Annotated in this window: 17 protein-coding genes, 1 tRNA gene and 1 pseudogene; 8 read left to right on the plus strand and 11 right to left on the minus strand. The window is 63.9% G+C overall.

The genetic code is table 11. From position 1 onward, the window contains the following. The 4 genes from EOA78_RS26010 to nhaA form a co-directional block, all read left to right on the plus strand. The coding region (locus tag EOA78_RS26010) for an ATP-dependent helicase C-terminal domain-containing protein (protein WP_281034072.1) at positions 1-859 on the plus strand (859 nt) is incomplete at its 5' end. A 33-nt stretch (positions 860-892) separates the two neighbouring features. Continuing rightward, positions 893-2218: an ActS/PrrB/RegB family redox-sensitive histidine kinase gene (locus EOA78_RS26015; RefSeq protein WP_164783945.1), complete on the plus strand. Its 1326-nt coding sequence runs from the start codon at positions 893-895 to the stop codon at positions 2216-2218. Positions 2219-2282: 64 nt separating this feature from the next. Next, positions 2283-2846 carry an ActR/PrrA/RegA family redox response regulator transcription factor gene (locus EOA78_RS26020; protein ID WP_127317616.1) on the plus strand — a complete coding sequence of 188 codons (564 nt, stop codon included), beginning with the start codon at positions 2283-2285 and terminating at the stop codon, positions 2844-2846. Positions 2847-3033: 187 nt separating this feature from the next. After that, positions 3034-4224, plus strand: a complete 1191-nt coding sequence (gene nhaA, locus EOA78_RS26025) for a Na+/H+ antiporter NhaA (RefSeq protein ID WP_127317617.1) — start codon at positions 3034-3036, stop codon at positions 4222-4224. On the opposite strand, the gene EOA78_RS26030 is transcribed toward nhaA, so the two are convergent. The 5 genes from EOA78_RS26030 to EOA78_RS26050 form a co-directional block, all read right to left on the minus strand. Then, positions 4221-5243 carry an RNA polymerase subunit sigma-70 gene (locus EOA78_RS26030; protein WP_127317618.1) on the minus strand — a complete coding sequence of 341 codons (1023 nt, stop codon included), beginning with the start codon at positions 5241-5243 and terminating at the stop codon, positions 4221-4223. The genes nhaA and EOA78_RS26030 overlap by 4 nt on opposite strands. Positions 5244-5286: 43 nt before the next feature. Then, entirely contained in the window at positions 5287-6033 is a 747-nt protein-coding gene (locus tag EOA78_RS26035) for an SDR family oxidoreductase (protein ID WP_065008925.1), read from the minus strand. Positions 6034-6204: 171 nt separating this feature from the next. Beyond that, positions 6205-6705: an MmcB family DNA repair protein gene (locus EOA78_RS26040; protein ID WP_127317619.1), complete on the minus strand. Its 501-nt coding sequence runs from the start codon at positions 6703-6705 to the stop codon at positions 6205-6207. Positions 6706-6827: 122 nt separating this feature from the next. Next, positions 6828-6901: transfer RNA gene (locus EOA78_RS26045), tRNA-Cys, on the minus strand. A gap of 96 nt (positions 6902-6997) precedes the next feature. Further along, positions 6998-7297, minus strand: a complete 300-nt coding sequence (locus tag EOA78_RS26050) for a DUF1330 domain-containing protein (RefSeq protein WP_127317620.1) — start codon at positions 7295-7297, stop codon at positions 6998-7000. Positions 7298-7448: 151 nt separating this feature from the next. On the opposite strand from EOA78_RS26050, the gene EOA78_RS26055 reads away from it, so the two are divergent. After that, a complete protein-coding gene (locus EOA78_RS26055) occupies positions 7449-7775 on the plus strand; it encodes a GYD domain-containing protein (RefSeq protein WP_127317621.1) in 327 nt (108 codons plus the stop codon). Between the two features lie 41 nt (positions 7776-7816). Here the strand turns inward: EOA78_RS26055 and cueR are convergent. After that, positions 7817-8238, minus strand: a pseudogene (gene cueR / locus EOA78_RS26060) (Cu(I)-responsive transcriptional regulator). 224 nt (positions 8239-8462) lie between these two features. Between cueR and EOA78_RS26065 the strand changes: the two are divergent. Then, positions 8463-9080, plus strand: a complete 618-nt coding sequence (locus EOA78_RS26065) for a L,D-transpeptidase (protein ID WP_127317622.1) — start codon at positions 8463-8465, stop codon at positions 9078-9080. Positions 9081-9195: 115 nt separating this feature from the next. On the opposite strand, the gene EOA78_RS26070 is transcribed toward EOA78_RS26065, so the two are convergent. From EOA78_RS26070 to trpS, 3 genes are all read right to left on the minus strand, one after another. After that, on the minus strand, positions 9196-9765 hold the full coding sequence (locus tag EOA78_RS26070) for a NifU family protein (protein ID WP_029347737.1): 570 nt from the start codon (positions 9763-9765) through the stop codon (positions 9196-9198). A 177-nt stretch (positions 9766-9942) separates the two neighbouring features. Then, positions 9943-10434, minus strand: coding sequence for a universal stress protein (locus tag EOA78_RS26075; protein ID WP_095493836.1), 492 nt, complete (start codon positions 10432-10434; stop codon positions 9943-9945). 133 nt (positions 10435-10567) lie between these two features. Further along, on the minus strand, positions 10568-11680 hold the full coding sequence (gene trpS / locus EOA78_RS26080; protein WP_127317623.1) for a tryptophan--tRNA ligase: 1113 nt from the start codon (positions 11678-11680) through the stop codon (positions 10568-10570). 437 nt (positions 11681-12117) lie between these two features. Between trpS and EOA78_RS36215 the strand changes: the two genes are divergently transcribed. Then, the gene (locus EOA78_RS36215) at positions 12118-12279 is read left to right on the plus strand and encodes a hypothetical protein (protein ID WP_164783944.1); all 162 of its coding nucleotides are present in this window, start codon (positions 12118-12120) and stop codon (positions 12277-12279) included. Between the two features lie 17 nt (positions 12280-12296). Here EOA78_RS36215 and murJ read toward each other — a convergent pair whose 3' ends face one another. Both murJ and EOA78_RS26095 read right to left on the minus strand, forming a co-directional pair. After that, positions 12297-13880 carry a murein biosynthesis integral membrane protein MurJ gene (murJ, locus tag EOA78_RS26090; protein WP_127317624.1) on the minus strand — a complete coding sequence of 528 codons (1584 nt, stop codon included), beginning with the start codon at positions 13878-13880 and terminating at the stop codon, positions 12297-12299. 46 nt (positions 13881-13926) lie between these two features. Continuing rightward, positions 13927-16728: a [protein-PII] uridylyltransferase gene (locus EOA78_RS26095; RefSeq protein WP_127317625.1), complete on the minus strand. Its 2802-nt coding sequence runs from the start codon at positions 16726-16728 to the stop codon at positions 13927-13929. A 233-nt stretch (positions 16729-16961) separates the two neighbouring features. On the opposite strand from EOA78_RS26095, the gene EOA78_RS26100 reads away from it, so the two are divergent. Next, positions 16962-19466, plus strand: coding sequence for a heavy metal translocating P-type ATPase (locus EOA78_RS26100; protein ID WP_127317626.1), 2505 nt, complete (start codon positions 16962-16964; stop codon positions 19464-19466). The last annotated feature ends 24 nt before the right edge of the window (positions 19467-19490 follow it).

Genomic DNA, 19490 nt, shown 5'->3' on the forward strand with positions numbered 1-19490 from the left:
CGCTGCCGATCCGCTGGCGGGCGCGGCCTGGCTCGTCGTCGCCGATCTGCAGGGCAAGGCGCAGAACGCCCGCATCACGGCAGCAGCGGCGATAGATGAGACCGACATTCGCGCTTCGCTTGCGCAAAAAATCGAGACAAGCCGCGAAACCAGCTTCGACCGCGACAGGCGCGCGGTGCGCGTGCGCGAAACCGTTCGCCTCGGCGCCATCACGCTGTCCGAACGTATGCTGCCGCCGCCGGCCGGCACTGAGGCGGATCGCGCCATCCTCGACGCCTTGCGCCAACACGGGCTGTCGCTTTTGCCGTGGGGCAAGGAGGCTGAAACGCTGCGTCAACGGCTCGGCTGGCTGCATCGCGGCCTCGGCCCGCCCTGGCCCGATGTTTCCGACGCCGCGCTCGACGATAGCCTCGACGACTGGCTGCTGCCGTACCTCTCCGGCGCGGCGTCCTTTGCGGCGATCGATCCGGGCGTGCTTTCGGCCGGCCTTATGGCATTGGTGCCGCACGATCTCCAGCGCAGGATCGAGGCACTGGCGCCGACCCATTTCGACGCTCCGTCCGGCAGCCGCGTGCCGATCCGCTATGATGGCGAATGGCCGGTGCTGGCGATCCGCGTGCAGGAGTTGTTCGGTCTCGACCGGCATCCCGCGATCGCCAGTGGCACCGTGCCGCTGACGCTCGACCTTTTATCGCCGGCGCATCGGCCGATCCAGACGACCCGCGACCTGCCCGGCTTCTGGCGCGGCTCCTGGGCCGACGTGCGGGCCGAGATGCGTGGCCGCTATCCCCGGCACGTCTGGCCGGAGAACCCGCTTCTCGCCACAGCCACCAGCCGCGCCAAACCGCGGGGGACCTAGCCTTTATCCTTTTCCGGCTATAAATCCTTGGCCATGATAAACATCCTGCAGGCGCCCGACTTCCAGCAAAGCCAGCGGCTGCGCCTTAACACGCTGATCAGGCTGCGCTGGCTTGCCATCGTCGGCCAGAGCCTGGCGGTTCTGGTCGTTGCCTATGGGCTGAAGTTCCCGCTGCCCGTCAGTCCCTGCTTCGCGCTGATCGCCTGTTCTGCCTGGATGAACCTGTTGCTGACCTTCCGCTATCCGGCGGCGCATCGGCTGACCCCGCTGCCGGCTTTCGCCATCCTGACCATCGACAGCCTGCAGCTTGCCGGCCTGCTCTACCTGACGGGCGGCCTCACCAATCCGTTTTCAGTGCTCGTCACCGTGCCCGTGGTCATCTCGGCGACGTCGCTGCCGCTGCGCCTGACCGCCATCCTCGGCGCGCTGGTGATGGTGGCGGCGAGCCTGCTGGTGTTCTTCCATCTGCCGCTGCCCTGGTACGAGGGCGCGCCGCTGGAGATGCCGTTCATTTATGTCGCCGGCATGTGGATGGCGGTGTTTTCCTCGATCGCCTTCACCGCGATCTATGCCTTCCGCGTGGCCGAGGAAGCCCGGCTGCTCGCCAACGCGCTTGCCGCCACCGAGCTGGTGCTGCAGCGCGAGCAGCATTTGTCGGCACTGGACGGCCTTGCCGCCGCCGCCGCGCATGAGCTGGGCACGCCGCTTGCCACCATCACGCTTGTCGCCAAGGAGATGGAGAAGGCGCTCCGCAACGATCCAAAATACGGCGAGGACGTGACGCTGCTGCGCTCGCAGAGCGAGCGTTGCCGGGAAATCCTCAAGCGCCTGACCAGCCTGTCGTCCGAGGGCGAGGCGCATCTCTCCCGCATGCCGCTGACTTCGCTTGTCGAGGAGATGACGGCCCCGCACCGCGATTTCGGAATCTCGATCAAGCTTCGCCCTGGCGAGCGCATCGGCCCCGAACCGGTCGGGCGGCGCAATCCCGGCGTCATCTACGGCCTCGGCAATCTGGTCGAGAATGCCGTCGACTTTGCCCGTAAGAGCGTCACCGTGCGCTGGAGCTGGAACGAGGCCAGTGTTACCTTCTCGATCATCGACGACGGGCCGGGTTTTCCTCCCGAAATCATCGACCGCATCGGCGAGCCATACATGTCGACGCGCCAGGGCACCGAGGCCGGCGGCGGCCTGGGCCTGGGTCTTTTCATCGCCAAGACCTTGCTTGAACGCTCGGGGGCCACGCTCGATTTTCGCAATTCGAGCGAGCCGGGCGAGGGCGCCATCGTACAGATATCGTGGCCGCGCGGCGTCTTCCTCAATCCTGATTCGGCTTCGGCCACCATGTTTGACACGGCTTGAATTGGACAATAGCGCTCCGAAACTATATCTGCGTAAAAATCAGGCAGCAGGAATTTAGAAGACGATGAACGGCGACGAAACGATTGGCGCAATGGTTGAAGGCGAGGACACCTCGCTGCTGATCGTCGACGACGACAAGCCGTTCCTCACGCGCCTGGCCCGTGCCATGGAAACCAGGGGTTTCGTGGTCGAGACGGCCGAGAGCGTCGAGGAGGCGGTGGCCAAGGCGCGCGCCAATCCGCCGGCTTATGCCGTGGTCGACATGCGGCTCGCCGACGGCAACGGCCTCGACGTCGTTGCCGCCATCCGAGAGAAGCGCGACGACGCCCGCGCCATCATTCTCACCGGCTATGGCAACATCGCCACCGCAGTGACGGCGGTGAAGCTGGGGGCCGTTGACTATCTGTCGAAGCCAGCCGATGCTGACGACGTTTTCGCGGCCCTTACCCGCACCGCGGGCGAACGCGCCGCGCCGCCTGAAAACCCGATGTCGGCCGACCGCGTGCGCTGGGAGCACATTCAGCGCGTCTACGAAATGTGCGACCGCAACGTCTCCGAGACCGCGCGCCGGCTCAACATGCACCGTCGCACGCTGCAGCGGATACTCGCCAAGCGCGCGCCGCGCTGACGCATGACCCGAACCGCATAACCGGAACCGGTTTTTGTTGGCGATCATGCGCAAAATCAAAGTGCTACAGCCTCCTTTGCGCGTCCCAAAGGACGCGCGGCGCTGTAGAGACTTGCCCTGCCGTCGGTGTTTGCGCATCATCGCACGAGGCAACACCGGCCCTGCCGGCCGATAGGACGGAGAGCAGATGCAGGACCAGAAGCAGCGGCCGGCTTCCATTTTTCGCGAATTTCTCGGTAGCGAGGCGGCCGGCGGCATCGTTCTGATGGCAGCCGCAGCCCTTGCCCTGATCGTCGCCAATTCGCCGCTGTCCCAGGCCTATTTCGACGCCCTTCACGCCTATCTGGGACCGCTCAGCGTATCGCACTGGATCAATGACGGCCTGATGGCCATGTTCTTCCTGCTGGTCGGCCTGGAGATCAAGCGCGAGATGCTGGACGGACAGCTCTCGACCTGGCCGCGGCGCGTCCTGCCCGGCATCGCCGCCGCCGGCGGCATGCTGGTTCCAGCGCTTGTCTACATCGCCATCAATCGCGACAATCCAGCCGCTCTGTCCGGCTGGGCGATCCCGACCGCCACCGACATCGCCTTTGCGCTCGGCGTGCTGTCGCTGCTCGGCAGCCGCGTGCCGGGGTCGCTGAAGGTATTCCTCACCGCGCTCGCCATCATCGACGACCTCGGCGCGGTCTTCATCATCGCCGTGTTCTACACGAACGGCCTGTCGCTCGCCTATCTCGGCGCCGCCTTCGCGGTCATCGCTCTGCTGATCGTGCTCAACCGCATGAAGGTGCTGACGCTGCTGCCCTATCTTGTGCTTGGCGTCATTCTGTGGGTGCTGGTGCTGAAATCGGGCGTTCATGCCACGCTCGCCGGCGTAGCGCTGGCCCTGACCATACCCCTGAAGATCTCCCCGGGTATCAGCCATGATCTCGACCATTCGCCGCTGCATCGGCTCGAACACGGGCTGCACAGGATAGTGCCTTTCGTCATCGTCCCGATCTTCGGCTTTGCCAATGCCGGCGTTTCGCTGGCCGGCCTGAGCGCTGCCGCTCTGGTCGAGCCGCTGACGCTGGGCGTCGCCGCCGGCCTCGTCGCCGGCAAGCTGGTCGGCGTGTTCGGCTCCTCGGCACTTGCCATCAGGCTCGGCTTTGCCGATCTGCCGGTCAATGCCGGCTGGCTGCACATGATTGGCATTTCGCTGCTCTGCGGCATCGGCTTCACCATGAGCCTGTTCATCGGCCTGCTCGCCTTCGCCAGCAATGTCGAGCTGCAGGACGCGGTTAAGGTCGGCATCCTCGCCGGCTCCTTCATCGCCGCGATCCTCGGCGCCGCCGTGCTGCTGGTGGCGCCGGCGGCGAATGGGGCGGAAGAGGATTAGACCGGCGGCAGGCCGAAGGCTGCAAACAGTTCGGGTCCGAGCGGCGGCACATAGATCGTCAGGGAAGCGATTTTGCCGTCGGCGGGTTCAATAACATGCAGCGAGTGGGGTCGCCATACAAGGTCACGATGGTCCAGTGCATAGACCCCGACAGCGGGCTGGCCGTTGGCTCGGGTGGCCACCGTGCGATAGCCCGCAAAATTGCCCCACACGGTCTCGATGAAATCGCGAATCGCCTTGCGCCCTTGGTACCATTCCCGCCATGGCGGCATGTGGTAGGTGGCGTCTTCCCTCAAGAGTTCGATGAAGCCGTCGAGGTTGGCGGTCTGCCAGGCCCGCATGTAGCGTTCGAGCAGAAGGCCCTCTTCCGGACTGGACCGTGGCCACTGCACGGGGCGTCCCTGAGGGTATCGCTCGCCAAGCGTTGCGCGGGCCCGCTGCAAGGCGCTGTTGATCGAAGCGGTCGATCCACCCAGCAATTGCGCCGTCTCAACCGCAGACCACCCCAGCACGTCGCAAAGCAACAGGGCGGCCCGCTGCCTGGGCGGCAGAAGCTGGATCGCCGCGACGAAGGCAAGTTGAACCGCTTCACGGGTCTCGTAGCGCGCTTCCGGACCGGGCTCGCCGTCAACGAGGTTCGGAAGCTCGGCGTCCGGATAAGGCTCCAGCCAGGTGAGCTCGGCAGGCCCGTCGACGGCCCGCCCGTCGGAGGGCGGCCGTTCGGGTTGTTGGAGAATGCGATGCGCTGTCGACCTCGCCTTGATGGCGTTGAGGCAGCTATTGGTGGCGATCGTGTAGAGCCAGCCGCGAACCGAGCCTCGTCCGTCGAACTGCGACCGTGCGCGCCACGCCCGCAGGAAAGTGTCCTGCACGAGGTCGTCCGCCTCGTGCAACGAGCCCATCATCCGATAGCAGTGGAGCTTAAGCTCGCGGCGATGAGCCACTGTCAAGCGCTCGAAGGCCAGCCGATCGAGGATCGACCGGCCCGATGGCTCAACAGGGCCAGGAGCGTCTGTCATGGGAAGCCCGGCGGTGCTGAAGTCGGCTGGCATCCTGCGCGCCTCATGCCGCCGCCGCAAGTCCGCTGCCGCTAACCACGAACGAGCTGCCCTGCGCCTGGCCGGTGGCGAGCGCGATTGCAGCCCGTGCGACATCGGCCGGCGTCTGCATGTCGGTCATGCTCGCCAGGAAGTCCGCCGGGCTAATGCCCATATAGGCCGAAATGCCGTCGATGCCGCGATCGCCGACGCCGGTGCCCGGCATGATGCGCGCCGGCGAAAGCGCCATGAAACGCAGGTCGAAACCAAGTCGGTCCGATTCCTTCTGGCTATGACCGGCGAGGAACACCTGCATGCGTTTTGCGCCGGCATAGCCGCCAGAGTTCGGCGGTCCGCCGCTGAATGCCGCGCCGCTGGAGATCAGAACCACCCGGCTCCCCGGCTTGAGCCGACCCTGGAGTGCCGCTTTGCAGAACAGGAACGATGCCTTGACGTCCATTTCCCAGTTTGCCGAGAAGTCCTCCCAGCTCTGCTCCTGGACGGGCGCGGACGGCGCGAGGGCGCCGGCGCAGATCACCAGGACGTCTGGCTCAAGCGCCGCGAAAACAGCATCGGGTGCGGTCTCTTTGGTGACGTCGACCGCAAGCGTCTTCACGCCTGATGTCTCCCGGGAGAGCTCTTTCAGGGCGGCTGTGCCACGAGCAACGGCAAGGACTGTTGCTCCCTCCCCAAGCGCGGCTTCCACGATCGAGCGGCCGACACCCCGGCTGCCTCCGATGACGACGACATTCTGACCTTGTAACGATCCCATGGATCACCTCTCTTTCCGCCGCAGGACAATTCCAGCGCCTATTGATCAGGACAGCGCAGGCAGGCGGAAATCATCGGTGCGAGATCAAAAATCATATCGAGAGGATCGGCAGGCCCGCATAAAGGCGTGGTCCGACGCCGACGCTGGGCCTGTCGCCGACGCGGCGCACTCCTACTCGCTTTCACCATCCAGCGCCGGCACCGAGACGCCGGCGAGTTCCGCCGCGAGCAGCCGCGACGCACCGGCCCGCGCGATTCTCAGCATCAGCGCCTTGCGGGTCGCCGCCGCCATGCGGTGCTCGGGCGCATCGCGCAGGATTTCGGCGCCATAGCCGTCGGAAAGGATAAAACCGCATTCCTGCGGAAAGATCTCCGAGGGCACGCCGGGATGCGTGGCGAAGAAGAAGCGGTCGGAATGCAGCCGGTAGTCCGGCCATTTGCGGTCGACCCTGAAATCCTCGATCGAGGACTTGATCTCGATGATCCAGATGTCGCCCTGCCGGGTCAGCGCGACGAGGTCGGCGCGGCGCCCGGTGGCCAGCGACAGCTCGGGCAGCACATGCGCGCCCATTTCCTTGAGCAGCCGCTGCACGCCGCGCCGCACGAGCATGGCGCGCTCCGACTGACGGCCGTCGATAAGGGGGTTGAGAGGGACAGGCGAGATGATTGGCATGGGAGCACCATGCCAGACTTTGTTCACGGTTTGAACCCGTTTTCTTGAGGCGATTATCTGGTTGACAAACCCAACGGGAAACAATCGATTACGGCGGAACAAATCAGCGCCGGTGCGCTGGCTGGAGGTCTGAGTGGGAATTGAACCCACTACGTCGGTTTTGCAGACCGATGCGTCACCGTCCCGCCCTCAGACCTTGTTGCCTCTATGCCTAATCCATCAGCGCTTAGTCAACCTGTCGACCCCCGGATATCCTTTCTCTGGCCGATTATCCGGTTAACAAACCCGGCCTTTAACCAACGGGGATCACGCCCTCCAGAGCAATGATCCTCGTCTTTGCGCAGCGTTCACGGATAGCTTTGAGCCGGCTGTATTCTGGAGAGCCGTACCATGCCATGAGGGAGGCCATGTCCGGAAACTCGACAATGACCAGGCGATGAGGTTCCCAATCGCCTTCCAGCACTTTGGTGGCTCCGCCACGAGCGATGTACCGTCCCCCATAGCGCGCTTCGGTTGCTGGCACATCCCGGCGGTATTCCTCGAAAACGGCGGCATCGGTTATGTCTACATCAGCAATGAGATACGCTGCCATTGGCCTTACTCCCTGAAGAAAGCCAGTGAAGCACCTCCATTAGCGGCCCCGCAACTAAGCCAGCGGTACTACGCCTCGGAAACGACTCGCCTCTCCCTGTATCGGGCGCTTTACTACATTCGTTGGGGGCAGCTCTGGGAGGAGACGATCCATGCCGATGTATCTCACGCAATTCAGCTATACGCCCGAAACCTGGGCGCGCCTGATCGAAAACCCCGAGGATCGACGCGAGGCGGCCCGTTCCTACATCGAATCGGTGGGCGGAAAGCTACACGGGTTCTGGTACGCCTTCGGAGAGCACGATGGCTGGAATCTATGGGAGGCTCCAGACAACGTTTCGATGGCATCTGTCATGCTGGCTATCGGTGCGGGCGGGGCGCTCAGCTCGTATGAGACCACCGTCCTTCTAAGCGTCGAAGAGACGATGCAAGCGCTTGGGAAGGCAAAGTCGATCCGGTATCGCCCGCCGGGGTCGTAAGGGCCGACCGTTTGCGGCCTGGAGTGTCGGAGGCTAGTCGCTCATGCCGCCGCGGAAGCGATTTTATCTCCAGCCTGCGCAGCCCCCGCAATATCCTCCAGGATCGGGCAGTCTGGCCGGTCGTCGCCGTGGCAGGCATGGATCAGCTTCTGCAAGGTCGAGCGCATCGACTGCAGCTCGCGCACCTTCTCCTCGATTCCCGTCACATGCGCGGCGGCGATCTCGCGCACGTCATGGCTGGCGCGGCTGCGGTCCTGGTAGAGCGCCATCAACTGGCGGCAGTCGTCGATCGAGAAGCCGAGATTGCGCGCGCGGCGCAAGAAAGTCAGCGGTGGATGTCGTCGCCGCAATAATCGCGGTAGCCGTTGCCGGCGCGCGCCGGACGGATCAGGCCGATCTCCTCATAGTAGCGGATGGTCTTGGCCGGCAGACCGGAACGCTGGGCGGCATCTCCAACATTCATGACAGCTCCTCGACTTCCGGCGGGTTGGCGGGCCGCCCCATTGAATTCATTACATAAACTTATGGTAGCCGTTGCCGAAAAGCCACAGTTGCCGACTTACCGGCATGTAAGCCCCTGCATATAGGCATCGCCCGCTTGGCAAGCAAAGCAAATGCCAGCATGAATGATGGCGACAAAGCGGCCGTCTCGTGCCGCTACCTTTGGGCGGGGCATCGGACCTTTTCATGCGCATGAAGTCATTCGCAATCGTCTCCGCACTTGCGCTGTCGACGGCTATTGCTGGTTGCAGCACCATCGGCTCGCAGATATTCACCAACAACTATGGCCCGATGACCGATGCGGGCTATCGACTGCCGCGCATTCCGATCGAAAAGGTGCCGTTCAAGTACCGTCGGCAGGTCGTTAGCTACGACACCGATGAAAAGCCGGGCACCATCGTCGTCGATACGCAGAACAAGTTTCTTTACTACGTCATGGGCGGCGGCGAGGCGATGCGTTACGGCATCGGCGTCGGCCGCGAGGGTTTTGAATGGCGCGGCACCGCCCGTATCGCGGTGAAGCGCGAATGGCCGACCTGGACGCCGCCTTCGGCGATGATCAAGCGCCAGCCGGAGCTCGCCAAGTTTGCCGGCGGCATGGAGCCGGGATTGACCAACCCACTCGGCGCGCGCGCCCTGTATCTGTTCAACAGGGGCGGCGATTCGGGCTACCGCCTGCATGGCAGCCCGGAGTGGAACTCGATCGGCAAGGCGATGTCGTCGGGCTGCATCCGGCTGATGAATCAAGACATTATAGACCTTTACGACCGCACCTCCGTCGGCGCTAAAGTCATCGTCTTGTAAAAACTTTCTTACGCGGACCGTCTAGGCAACAAATGGACGTCGCAGAACAGAAAACCGGGTTTTGGCCCGGTTTTTTGTTATCGCGCGACAGGCGAATTGACGTTTTTTTGAGTCGTTAAGAGACCTGTTCGACCTGCTGCACCTCGGGTACAAAATGCCGGAGCAGGTTCTGGATGCCGTGCTTCAGCGTCGCCGTCGATGACGGGCAGCCGGCGCAGGCGCCCTTCATGTGCAGGAACACGGTGCCGTTCTCGAAGCCGCGGAAGGTGATGTCGCCGCCATCCTGGGCGACGGCCGGGCGCACCCGCGTGTCGAGCAGTTCCTTGATGGTGATGACCAGTTCCTCGTCGGCCTTGTCGTAGAATTCGCCGGTCTGGCTGGTCTCGGCAGCGGGGCCGGCCTTGGCCATCACCGGCGCGCCGGACATGAAGTGCTCCATGATGGCGCCGAGGATCGCCGGCTTCAGATGCTGCCAGTCGGGGCCGTCCTTGGTCACGGTGATGAAATCATAGCCGAAGAAGACGCCGGTGACGCCGGGGATCTCGAACAGCCGGCCGGCCAGCGGCGAAGCCGTAGCGGCGCTGTCGGCATCGCGGAAATCGGCGGTGCCTTCGACAAGTACTTCCTTGCCGGGCAGGAACTTCAATGTCGCCGGATTTGGCGTCGATTCGGTCTGGATGAACATGGATGTCTCCGTGCCCATTCGGGCAGATAGTTTGGAATAATTCTAAATAGGCCTTATCGGCGGGACATTCAAGCGAAAGGCATCGCCGGAACGGCCGCCCGAGAGAATGAATTTTCTTCTACCGCGCCGCGCGTTCAATTGGACGCGCAAAGCAAGCTGTAGCACTTTGATTTTGCGTTAGGCCAAGCTGTCGATCTCTTCGTCCGACAGGTTCTGTGGCACCACCGTCACCGGGATGGGGAAGGCGGCGCCCTTGCCGGCGACAGCGCCGACCAGCGGACCCGGCCCCTCCTTGCCGGCGCCGGCCGCAAGCACGAGGATGGCGATATCCTGGTCTTCCTCGATCAATTTGTGGATCTCTTCGGTCGGCTTGCCTTCGCGCACCACCAGTTCCGGCTCGATGCCGAGTTTCTGGCGCACCTTATTGGCGTATGCATCAAGTGCGGCCCGCGCGGTGGCGGTGGCCTCCTCGCGCATGATCTTCTCGACACCCAGCCAATGCTGGAAATCATCCGGCTCGATCACGTAGAGCAGCACCAGCACGCCGTTGGTGCTCTGCGCGCGCTTCGAGGCGTAGACGACGGCCCGCTCGCATTCGGGCGTGTCGTCGATGATCGCCAGGAACTTGCGGCGATGGCCGGCTTCGCGGCTGAGGCGTTTGGAGACCATAGTCACCCTGTTCGATGGTTTCGGTCGCAATCTGCCACCGCCACGGCCCGGCCGCAAGCGACCGGCAGATGTAGCGACGCTGGTGCGTTAGAGCCTCCTTGGCGCGTCCAAACGGACGCGCGGCGCTTAAGGTTCAGCTTTGCAGCAGGCCGATGATGTCGCGCACGGTCTTCATCGTCGCCTCGGCCAAGGCGCTGGCCCGCTCGCCGCCATCCCTGAGCACCGCGTCGACATAGGCGCGGTCGTCGGAAATGCGGCGCATCTCGCCGGCGACCGGCGCCAGCTTTTCCACGGCAAGGTCGGCCAGCGCCGGCTTGAACACTGAAAATTGCTGGCCGCCGAACTCCTTCAGCACCGCCTCCTTCGATATCTCGGCCAGACCCGCATAGATGCCGACCAGGTTTTCGGCTTCCGGCCGGCCGGCAAGGCCGTCCAATTCCCCGGGCAACGCCTCGGGGTCGGTCTTGGCCTTGCGGATCTTCTTCGAGATGCTGTCGGCATCGTCGGTCAGGTTGATGCGCGACAGGTCCGACGGGTCCGACTTCGACATCTTCTTCGAGCCGTCGCGCAGCGACATGATGCGCGCCGCCGGTCCGCCGATGATCGGTTCGGTCAGCGGGAAGTAACCGTTCACCGTCTCCTCGCCGACCTTCATCTCGACGCCGACGCCAAGGCCGGCGATGCGGTCCGAAAAGTCGTTGTTGAATTTTTGCGCGATGTCGCGTGTCAGCTCCAGATGCTGCTTCTGGTCATCGCCAACCGGCACGTGGGTGGCGCGGTAGACGAGGATGTCCGCCGCCATCAGGCTCGGATAGGCAAGCAGCCCGAGCGATGCATTCTCGCGGTCCTTGCCGGCCTTGTCCTTGAACTGGGTCATCCGGTTCATCCAGCCGATGCGGGCCACGCAGTTGAAGATCCAGGCAAGCTCGGCGTGCTGCATGACCCGCGACTGGTTGAAGACGATGTGCTTCTTCGGGTCGATGCCGGAGGCGAGAAACGCCGCGGTGATCGAGCGCGTCTGGTCTTTGAGATCGTCATGGACTAGCTGCGCGGTCAGCGAATGCAGGTCGACGACGCAATAGATGCAATCGGAGGTGTCCTGCAGGGCGACGAATTTCTTGATGGCGCCGAGATAGTTGCCGAGATGCAGATTGCCGGTCGGCTGGACGCCGGAAAAGACAAGTGGCTTGAAGGCAGGCTGATTGAAGGCGGGCTGATTGGAGGCGAGCTGATTGGAGTCAGTCATGGTGTTTCCCTGGCTTGTGGAGGGCCGTTTCGCGCGCGGCGAAAGTCTTTCGACGGCGCGCTTATGGACGAGAGCGGGGAGCGGATCAAGAGGCTGTAGGCGATCGCGGCAGAGCAATTGGTTCAGGTCGGATTGCTTGTTCGATGTTGTTGGCGCCGCGCTTATAGCGCCTGTCTCGGCTTGACAGGTCGGCGCTGCCCCTCATTGCCCTGCCGGGCATTTCTCCCCGTATAGTGACAGTATAGTGACGGGGAGAAAGACAGCGTCATCGACGGTTTCGCCAACGACAAGCGTTGCAGGAAGGGCGCCGAGGGGCAGCCAGCTTCTTTCTCCCCGTTTACGGGGAGAAATGCCCGGCAGGGCAATGAGGGGCGGCGCCGACATCGATATGTATGATAGGGTGGAAAATATTCGGCCAACGATCTGACGGGAAATGGATGACCGTCTCCAACGAGAAAGCTTTGGAGCGCCGACATGGCCGCGAGACGCCACTGGAGACGGCGGCGCGACTTCGGGATGAACTCGGGATCGAACTTAACAAGCAGGCACGTAAGCCGCTGCCGCGCCCGGTCTATGACGAATTGTCCGGCGAAGACTGATGCTTGTCGACGGGAGACTATTCCCTAGTCGAAGGGGAGCCCTTCCGCCTGACATTGCGCCGGATCATGCCGAAATCGGCGCCGCCGGTGGCGAAGGCGGTGACGAAATAAAGCAACGCTCCGCCGGCAACCAGCGCGAGAAGCGTCGTAGCCTTGACGACCAGCGGTGAGCCCGAGGCCAGTTGGGCGGCAAACCAGTGCTCGGCAAAATAGAGCGCCGCCCCCATCACCGCCGCCGACAGCACCAGTCGTGGGATGCGTCTCATGAGTGGTACGTCGCGGCCCCAGTGACCGCGCCGGATCAGCACGCCGAGCAGCATCAGCGCATTGACCCAGCCGGCGACGGCCGAGGCGACGGCGATGCCCGGCGCGCCCATCTGCGGAAACAGCATCAGCGCGGTGGTGATGTTCACCGCCACTGAGATGGCGGCGAAGATCATCGGCGTGCGCGTGTCTTCGCGGGCGAAATAGCCGGGCGTGAACGCCTTGATCAGCACAAAGGCCGGCAAACCCAAGCCGAAGATCGCCAGGATTGCCGCCACGATTGGCGTCGAATTGTTGGCGGCAAATGCCCCGCGTTCGTAGACCAGCCCCACGATCGGCTCCGACATGACCAGCAGTGCCGCCGCCGCCGGCAAGGTCAGGAACAAGGTGAACTCCACCGACCGGTTCTGCAGATTGGCCGCTTCGATCAGATTGCCTGACTTCAGCGCCCGCGACAGTTCGGGCAGAAGCACGATGGCGACGGCGACGCCGACGACGCCGAGCGGCAGCTGGTAGATACGGTCGGCATAGGCGAGCGACGACACCGCACTGTCCTGCGCCGAGGCGATCGCGGTGCCGATCAGCTGGTTGATCTGAGTGATGCCGCCGGTGATTGCCGCCGGCAGCGCCAGGATCAGCAGCCGCTTGACATTGGGTGTCATCTTTGGCCTGCGGAAACCGATCGAGATGCCGGCATGGCGCACCGCCACCCAGACGATCGCCAGTTGCACCAGCCCCGCCGCCAGCACGCCCCAGGCCAACGCGAAGCCGACGGTGCGCGCGTCCGATCCCTTGTGCCAGGAATAGGCGAGCACGCCGATCAGGATGATGTTGAGGAACACTGGCGCCACCGCCGCAGCGAAATAGCGGCGCAGCGAATTCAGCATGCCGGCCATCATGGCGCCGAGCGACATGCAGATCAGGTAGGGAAACATGATGGTCGCAAGCCGGACCGTCATCTCGAACTTTCCCGGCGTGTCGGCAAAGCCCGGCGCCACCAGGTAGCGCACGATCAGCGGCATCGCCAGTTCCATGGCGATGGTCAGCGCCAGCAGCGCCGTGAACAGCACGCCGAACACCTCTTCCGAAAAGCGCTTGGCGCCATCGGTGCCGTGGGTCTCGATTTCCTTGGCGAACAGCGGCACGAAGGCGGCATTGAAGGCGCCTTCGGCAAACAGCCGGCGAAAGGTATTGGGAAACTGGAACGCCGCGTTGAAGGCGTCGGCGATCGGCCCGGTGCCGAGTGCGGCCGCCATCAGCATCTCGCGGCCGAAGCCGAGGGCACGGCTCATCAGCGTGCCGGAAGCGACCGTCGCGAACTTTTTGACAAGGCTCATGCGTCTGGAGACTGCCTGCAGGATTGGGACAAATAAATGGTGGTTGTCACTCGGCCGCGGCCTTGGCCTTGCCGCCGCGCTCCGGCACGGTGCCTTCGAGAACCGCGACCAGTCTGTTTCGGATGGCGGCCATGCGCGTCGGGCTGTCGATCTTCTGGCCGGTGAGATCGGTGACATAGAAGGTATCGATGACCTTTTCGCCGAAGGTGGTGATGTGTGCCGACGCGATGTCGAGCGACAGGTCGGACAACGCCCCGGTGATCTCGGACAGCAGGCCCGGCCGATCCAACCCCTCGACCTCGATCACCGAGAACCGGTTTGACAGCGTGTTGCGGATTTCGGCGCGCGGCGGGATGCGGAAGACCTTGGCGCCGCGCCGCGGCTTGGTGCGCTTCTCGATCATCTCCGGCAACCAGCTCTTGCCCGACAGCACATCCTCGATCAGGCGGCCGACGCGCCCGGCGCGGCGGCGTTCGTCCTCGTCGCGGTCGAATTCCCTCGAGATCAGGATGGTGTCCAGCGCGCGGCCATCGGCGGTGGTGAAGATCTGCGCGTCGACAATGTTGCCGCCGGCCGCCACACATGCCCCGGCAATGACCGAAAGCAGGCGGGGATGGTCCTGCGCCAGCACGGTGATCTCGGTCACCGCCTCGAACTGATGGGTCTTGATCATCGTGGCGAGCTTCTTGCCCGCCGCATCCGCCTCGCGGATGAATTCGGCGTGGCGAAGCTGGTCGGCGAGATCGACCGTCAGCAGGTAGTTCTCGTAATGCAGGCCGACATAGCGCTTGCGGGCTTTTTCGGACCAATCGGCAAGCGCTTCGGCCAGCCGCTCGCGTGCCGCCGCCGTTCGCTCGGCGCGCGACACTTCCGAAAATCCCCCGGTCAACAGCAATTCGGTCTCATAGTAGAGCGTGCGCAGCAATTGGCCTTTCCAGCCGTTCCAGACGCCCGGCCCGACGCCTCTGATATCGCAGACGGTGAGGATGAGCAGCAGCTTCAGCCGTTCGACCGACTGCACGATCGCGGCGAAATCATCGATCGTCTTGCGGTCGTTGAGATCGCGGGTCTGTGCCGTCATCGACATGACGAGGTGGTTCTCGACCAGCCAGGCAACTGTTTCGGTGTCGGCCGCCGACAGCCCCATATGCGGGCAGATGCGCCGCGCGATCCGGGCACCCACTTCGGAATGGTCCTCGGGCCGTCCCTTGGCGATGTCGTGCAAAAGCACCGCGACGTAGAGCGCCTCGCGGCTTTTCTTCAGCCCCGGCATCAGCGTGTGGGCAAGCGGGTGGACCTTTTCACCGTCGCCACGCTCGATCTCGGCCAACACGCCGATACAGCGGATCAGGTGCTCGTCCACCGTATAGTGATGGTACATCGAGAACTGCATCATGGCGACGATCTTGCCGAAATCCGGGATCAGCTTTGCCAGCAGTCCCGCCTCGTTCATGCGCCTGAGATTGAGTTCGGCATTGCGGTCCGACGTCAATATGTCGAGGAACAGCCGGTTGGCTTCCTCGTCGCGCCTGAGCGCCTTGCCGACGAGGCCGAGCGAACGGGTCAGCAGCTTCAACGCATCGGGGTGAAATTCCAGCCCGTGCTTGTCGGCGAACCAGAACAGCCTCAAGAGATTGACCGGATCGCGCTCGAACACCAGGTCGTCGGCGACGTTGATGCGATGGTTGTCGATAATGAAATCGGACGTGCCGGCAAGCTTGCGCTTGCGGCGCGAAAAGGTGAGGAAGATGCGGTTGAAGCCCGGCACATGCTTGGCCTGCTCTTCCTCGAGTGCAGCGCAGAAGATGCGGGTGAGATCCCCGACATCCTTGGCGACGAGGAAGTAATGCTTCATGAAGCGCTCGACCGCCGACAGGCCCGGATGTGTGGTGTAGCCCAGCCGCTCGGCGATCTCGCGCTGGATGTCGAAATGCAGCCGTTCCTCGGCTTTGCCGGTGAGGAAATGCATGTGGCAGCGCACCGCCCACAGGAAATCCTCGGCCTTCTGGAACTCCCGGTATTCGGTGCCGGTGAAGACGCCCTTGTCGACCAGCTCCTCACCGGTGCGCACCCGGTAGAAATACTTGCCGATCCAGAACAGCGTCTGCAGGTCGCGCAGGCCGCCTTTGCCGTCCTTGACATTTGGTTCGACCAGGTAGCGGCTTTCGCCGGCCTTTGCATGGCGCTCGTCGCGTTCGGCAAGCTTGGCCTGCACATATTCGGGCCCGGTCGTGCGCACCACCTCGCGGTCGAAACGCTGCAAGAGCTCGTCATAGAGCTTCTGCTCGCCCCACAGGAAACGCGCTTCCAGGATCGAGGTGCGGATGGTGATGTCGGTGCGCGACAGCCGCAGGCATTCGTCGATGTTGCGGGTGGCGTGGCCGACCTTCAGCCCCAGATCCCACAGTATGTAGAGCATGTATTCGACGATCTGCTCGCCCCATGGCGTCTGCTTGTAGGGCAGCAGGAAGAGGAGATCGATGTCGGATCCCGGCGCCAGCGTGCCGCGGCCATAGCCGCCGACCGCGACGACGGCCATGCGTTCGGCCGATGACGGGTTTTTGACGCGATAGACATGGGTGGCGGCGAAATCGTAGAGCGCGCGGATGATCTCGTCCATGAGATGCGACAGCCGGGCGGCGCAGGCGGTGCCACTGCCGTCGTCCATCAGCATGCGTTCGGCGATGCTGCGGCCGGCGGTCAGCCTGCCCTTGAGAAGCTGGAGAACACCGGCGCGTGCAGCCTTGCCGGAGCCGTCGCCTGCCGTGGCTACGGTCAGCGCCGTCATCTCGCAGCGCAAGGCTTGGATGTCGATCAGTTCATCGAGCTTTAGAGAGATTCTTGCCATAAGTGCCGTTCGGCCTCGCCGTTTTGGCGGCGTCTATAGCGCGTTTTCGCGGCGCTGGGTATGGGGCGGACGGACACGCTCTCCACGGGGTCGTCGATGGCATGCGGCGGCGGTTGGGTGCGGGATTGGCCGCCGGCGGCGCGCCTCGGCAAGAAAACAGAAATTGGTCCTTGACCTTCCAGTCACTGGAAGCACTACCTCCGTTCAGAACCGAGACACAGGGGCATTTCCGCATGACGCATTCCGACCATGACCATCACGCCCATAGCGGCTGCTGCGCGGCAAAAGCTGTTCCGTCCGTCGCCGACGCCGTCATTCGCGATCCGGTCTGCGGCATGACCGTCGATCCGGCCGCCGGCAAGCCGACAGCCGAGCATGGCGGCCATTTCTATCATTTCTGCAGCGAGCGCTGCCGTTCGAAATTCACGGCCGAGCCGGAAAAGTACCTTACCGCCACCGACCCGGTCTGCGGCATGCCTGTCGACCGTGCCGCCGCGAAGCACTTTTCCCGGCATGAAGGCCAGGGCTTCTATTTTTGCTCGGCCGGCTGCAAGGTGAAATTCGAGGCGGAGCCGGCAAAGTATCTTGGCGACAAGCCAGAGCCGCAGGCGATGCCGAAAGGCACGCAATACACCTGCCCGATGCATCCCGAAATCGTCCGCGACAAGCCAGGCGCCTGCCCGATCTGCGGCATGGCGCTGGAGCCGATGGGCGTGCCGACCGGCGAGGAGGGGCCGAACCCGGAACTGGTCGACTTCACGAGGCGGTTCTGGGTGAGCGCCGTGTTGTCGGTGCCATTGCTGATATTCGCCATGGCGCCAATGCTCGGCGTGACGATTAGCGCCTTCATCGAGGATTCGGCGAAGATCTGGGTGGAATTGGCGCTGGCCAGCCCGGTTGTGCTGTGGGCGGCATTCCCTTTCTTCCATCGCGGCTGGGATTCGGTTCTCAACCGCAGCCCCAACATGTGGACGCTGATTTCGCTCGGCGTTGGTGCGGCCTATCTCTACAGCGTCGTCGCCGCGCTGTTCCCGGATATATTTCCGCACCAGTTCCGCGGTCATGAGGGCACGGTGCCGGTTTATTTCGAGGCGGCCGCCGTCATCGTGGCGCTGGTTTTCCTCGGCCAGGTGCTGGAGTTGCGCGCCCGTGAGAAAACCGGCTCGGCGATCCGCGCGCTGCTCGACCTCGCGCCGAAGACCGCGCGGCTGATCGGCGAGGACGGTTCCGAAAACGACGTGCCGCTCGACACGGTCAAGGCCGGCGATCGCCTGCGCATCCGCCCCGGCGATGCCGTGCCGGTCGACGGCATCGTGCTGGAAGGCCGCTCTTCCATCGACGAATCGATGCTGTCAGGCGAGCCGCTGCCGGTCGAAAAGACCGAAGGCGACCCCCTCACCGGCGGCACGCTCAACAAGAACGGTTCGCTGATCATGCGCGCCGAGAGGATCGGCGCCGAAACCACGCTGGCGCGGATCGTCGAGCTCGTCGCCAAGGCGCAGCGTTCGCGCGCGCCGATCCAGGGTCTGGCCGACCGCGTCTCCTTCTATTTCGTCCCGGCCGTCGTGGTGGTTGCGATCGTTGCGTTCATCGCCTGGGCGACCTTCGGGCCGCAACCCAGCCTGATCTTTGCCATCGTCTCTGCGGTCTCGGTGCTGATCATCGCCTGTCCTTGCGCGCTGGGGCTTGCCACGCCGATGTCGATCATGACCGCCACGGGGCGCGGCGCGCATGCCGGCGTGCTGATCAAGGATGCCGAGGCGCTCGAACGCTTTGCTTCGGTCGACACGCTGATCGTCGACAAGACCGGCACATTGACCGAAGGCCGGCCGAGATTGACCGACCTCGTCGCCGCCGAAAGCATAACGCAGGAGGATCTGCTGGCATTTGCCGCCGGCCTCGAAAAAGGCTCGGAGCATCCGCTGGCCGAGGCGATCGTCGAAGGCGCCCGTGAACGCGGGGTAAAAATTCCCGACGCCGGCGGTTTCGAGGCTGTGACCGGCAAGGGCGTTTCCGGCACGGTGTCGGGAAAGAACGTCGCGCTCGGCAACGCGGCGATGATGGCCGCTCTCGGCATCGATATCGCATCCATCTCGACCAGCGCCGAGGCGCTGCAGGCCGAGGGCAAGACCGCGATGTTCGTCGCCGTTGGCAAGAAACTGGCCGGCATCGTCGCCGTCGCCGACCCGATCAAGGCGACGACATCAGAAGCGATCAAGGCGCTGCACGACCGCGGCCTCAAGATCATCATGGCGACCGGCGATAACGAACGCACGGCGAAGGCCATCGCCAGCAAACTCGGCATCGACGAGGTGCGTGCCGGCCTGCTGCCGGAACAGAAGAGCGCGCTGGTCGAGGAGTTGCGCGCCAGGGGCGCCGGCGTAGCCATGGCCGGCGACGGCGTCAACGACGCGCCGGCGCTGGCCGCCGCCGATGTCGGCATCGCCATGGGCACCGGCGCCGATGTCGCGGTCGAAAGCGCCGGGATTACGCTGGTCAAGGGCGATCTCAACGGCATCGTCCGGGCCCGCACGCTCGCCCAGGCGACGATCCGCAACATCCGCCAGAACCTGTTCTTCGCCTTCCTCTACAACGTGCTTGGCGTGCCGGTCGCCGCCGGCGTGCTCTATCCGCTCACCGGCACGCTGTTGTCGCCGATGATTGCGGCAGCGGCGATGAGCCTGTCCTCGGTTTCGGTCATCACCAACGCGTTGCGGCTCAGGACGTTGAAACTCTGAGCCAAGCCTCCAGATAGAAATTCG

Source organism: Mesorhizobium sp. M5C.F.Cr.IN.023.01.1.1 (assembly GCF_003997585.1).
GTDB classification, from domain to species: Bacteria; Pseudomonadota; Alphaproteobacteria; order Rhizobiales; family Rhizobiaceae; genus Mesorhizobium; species Mesorhizobium wenxiniae.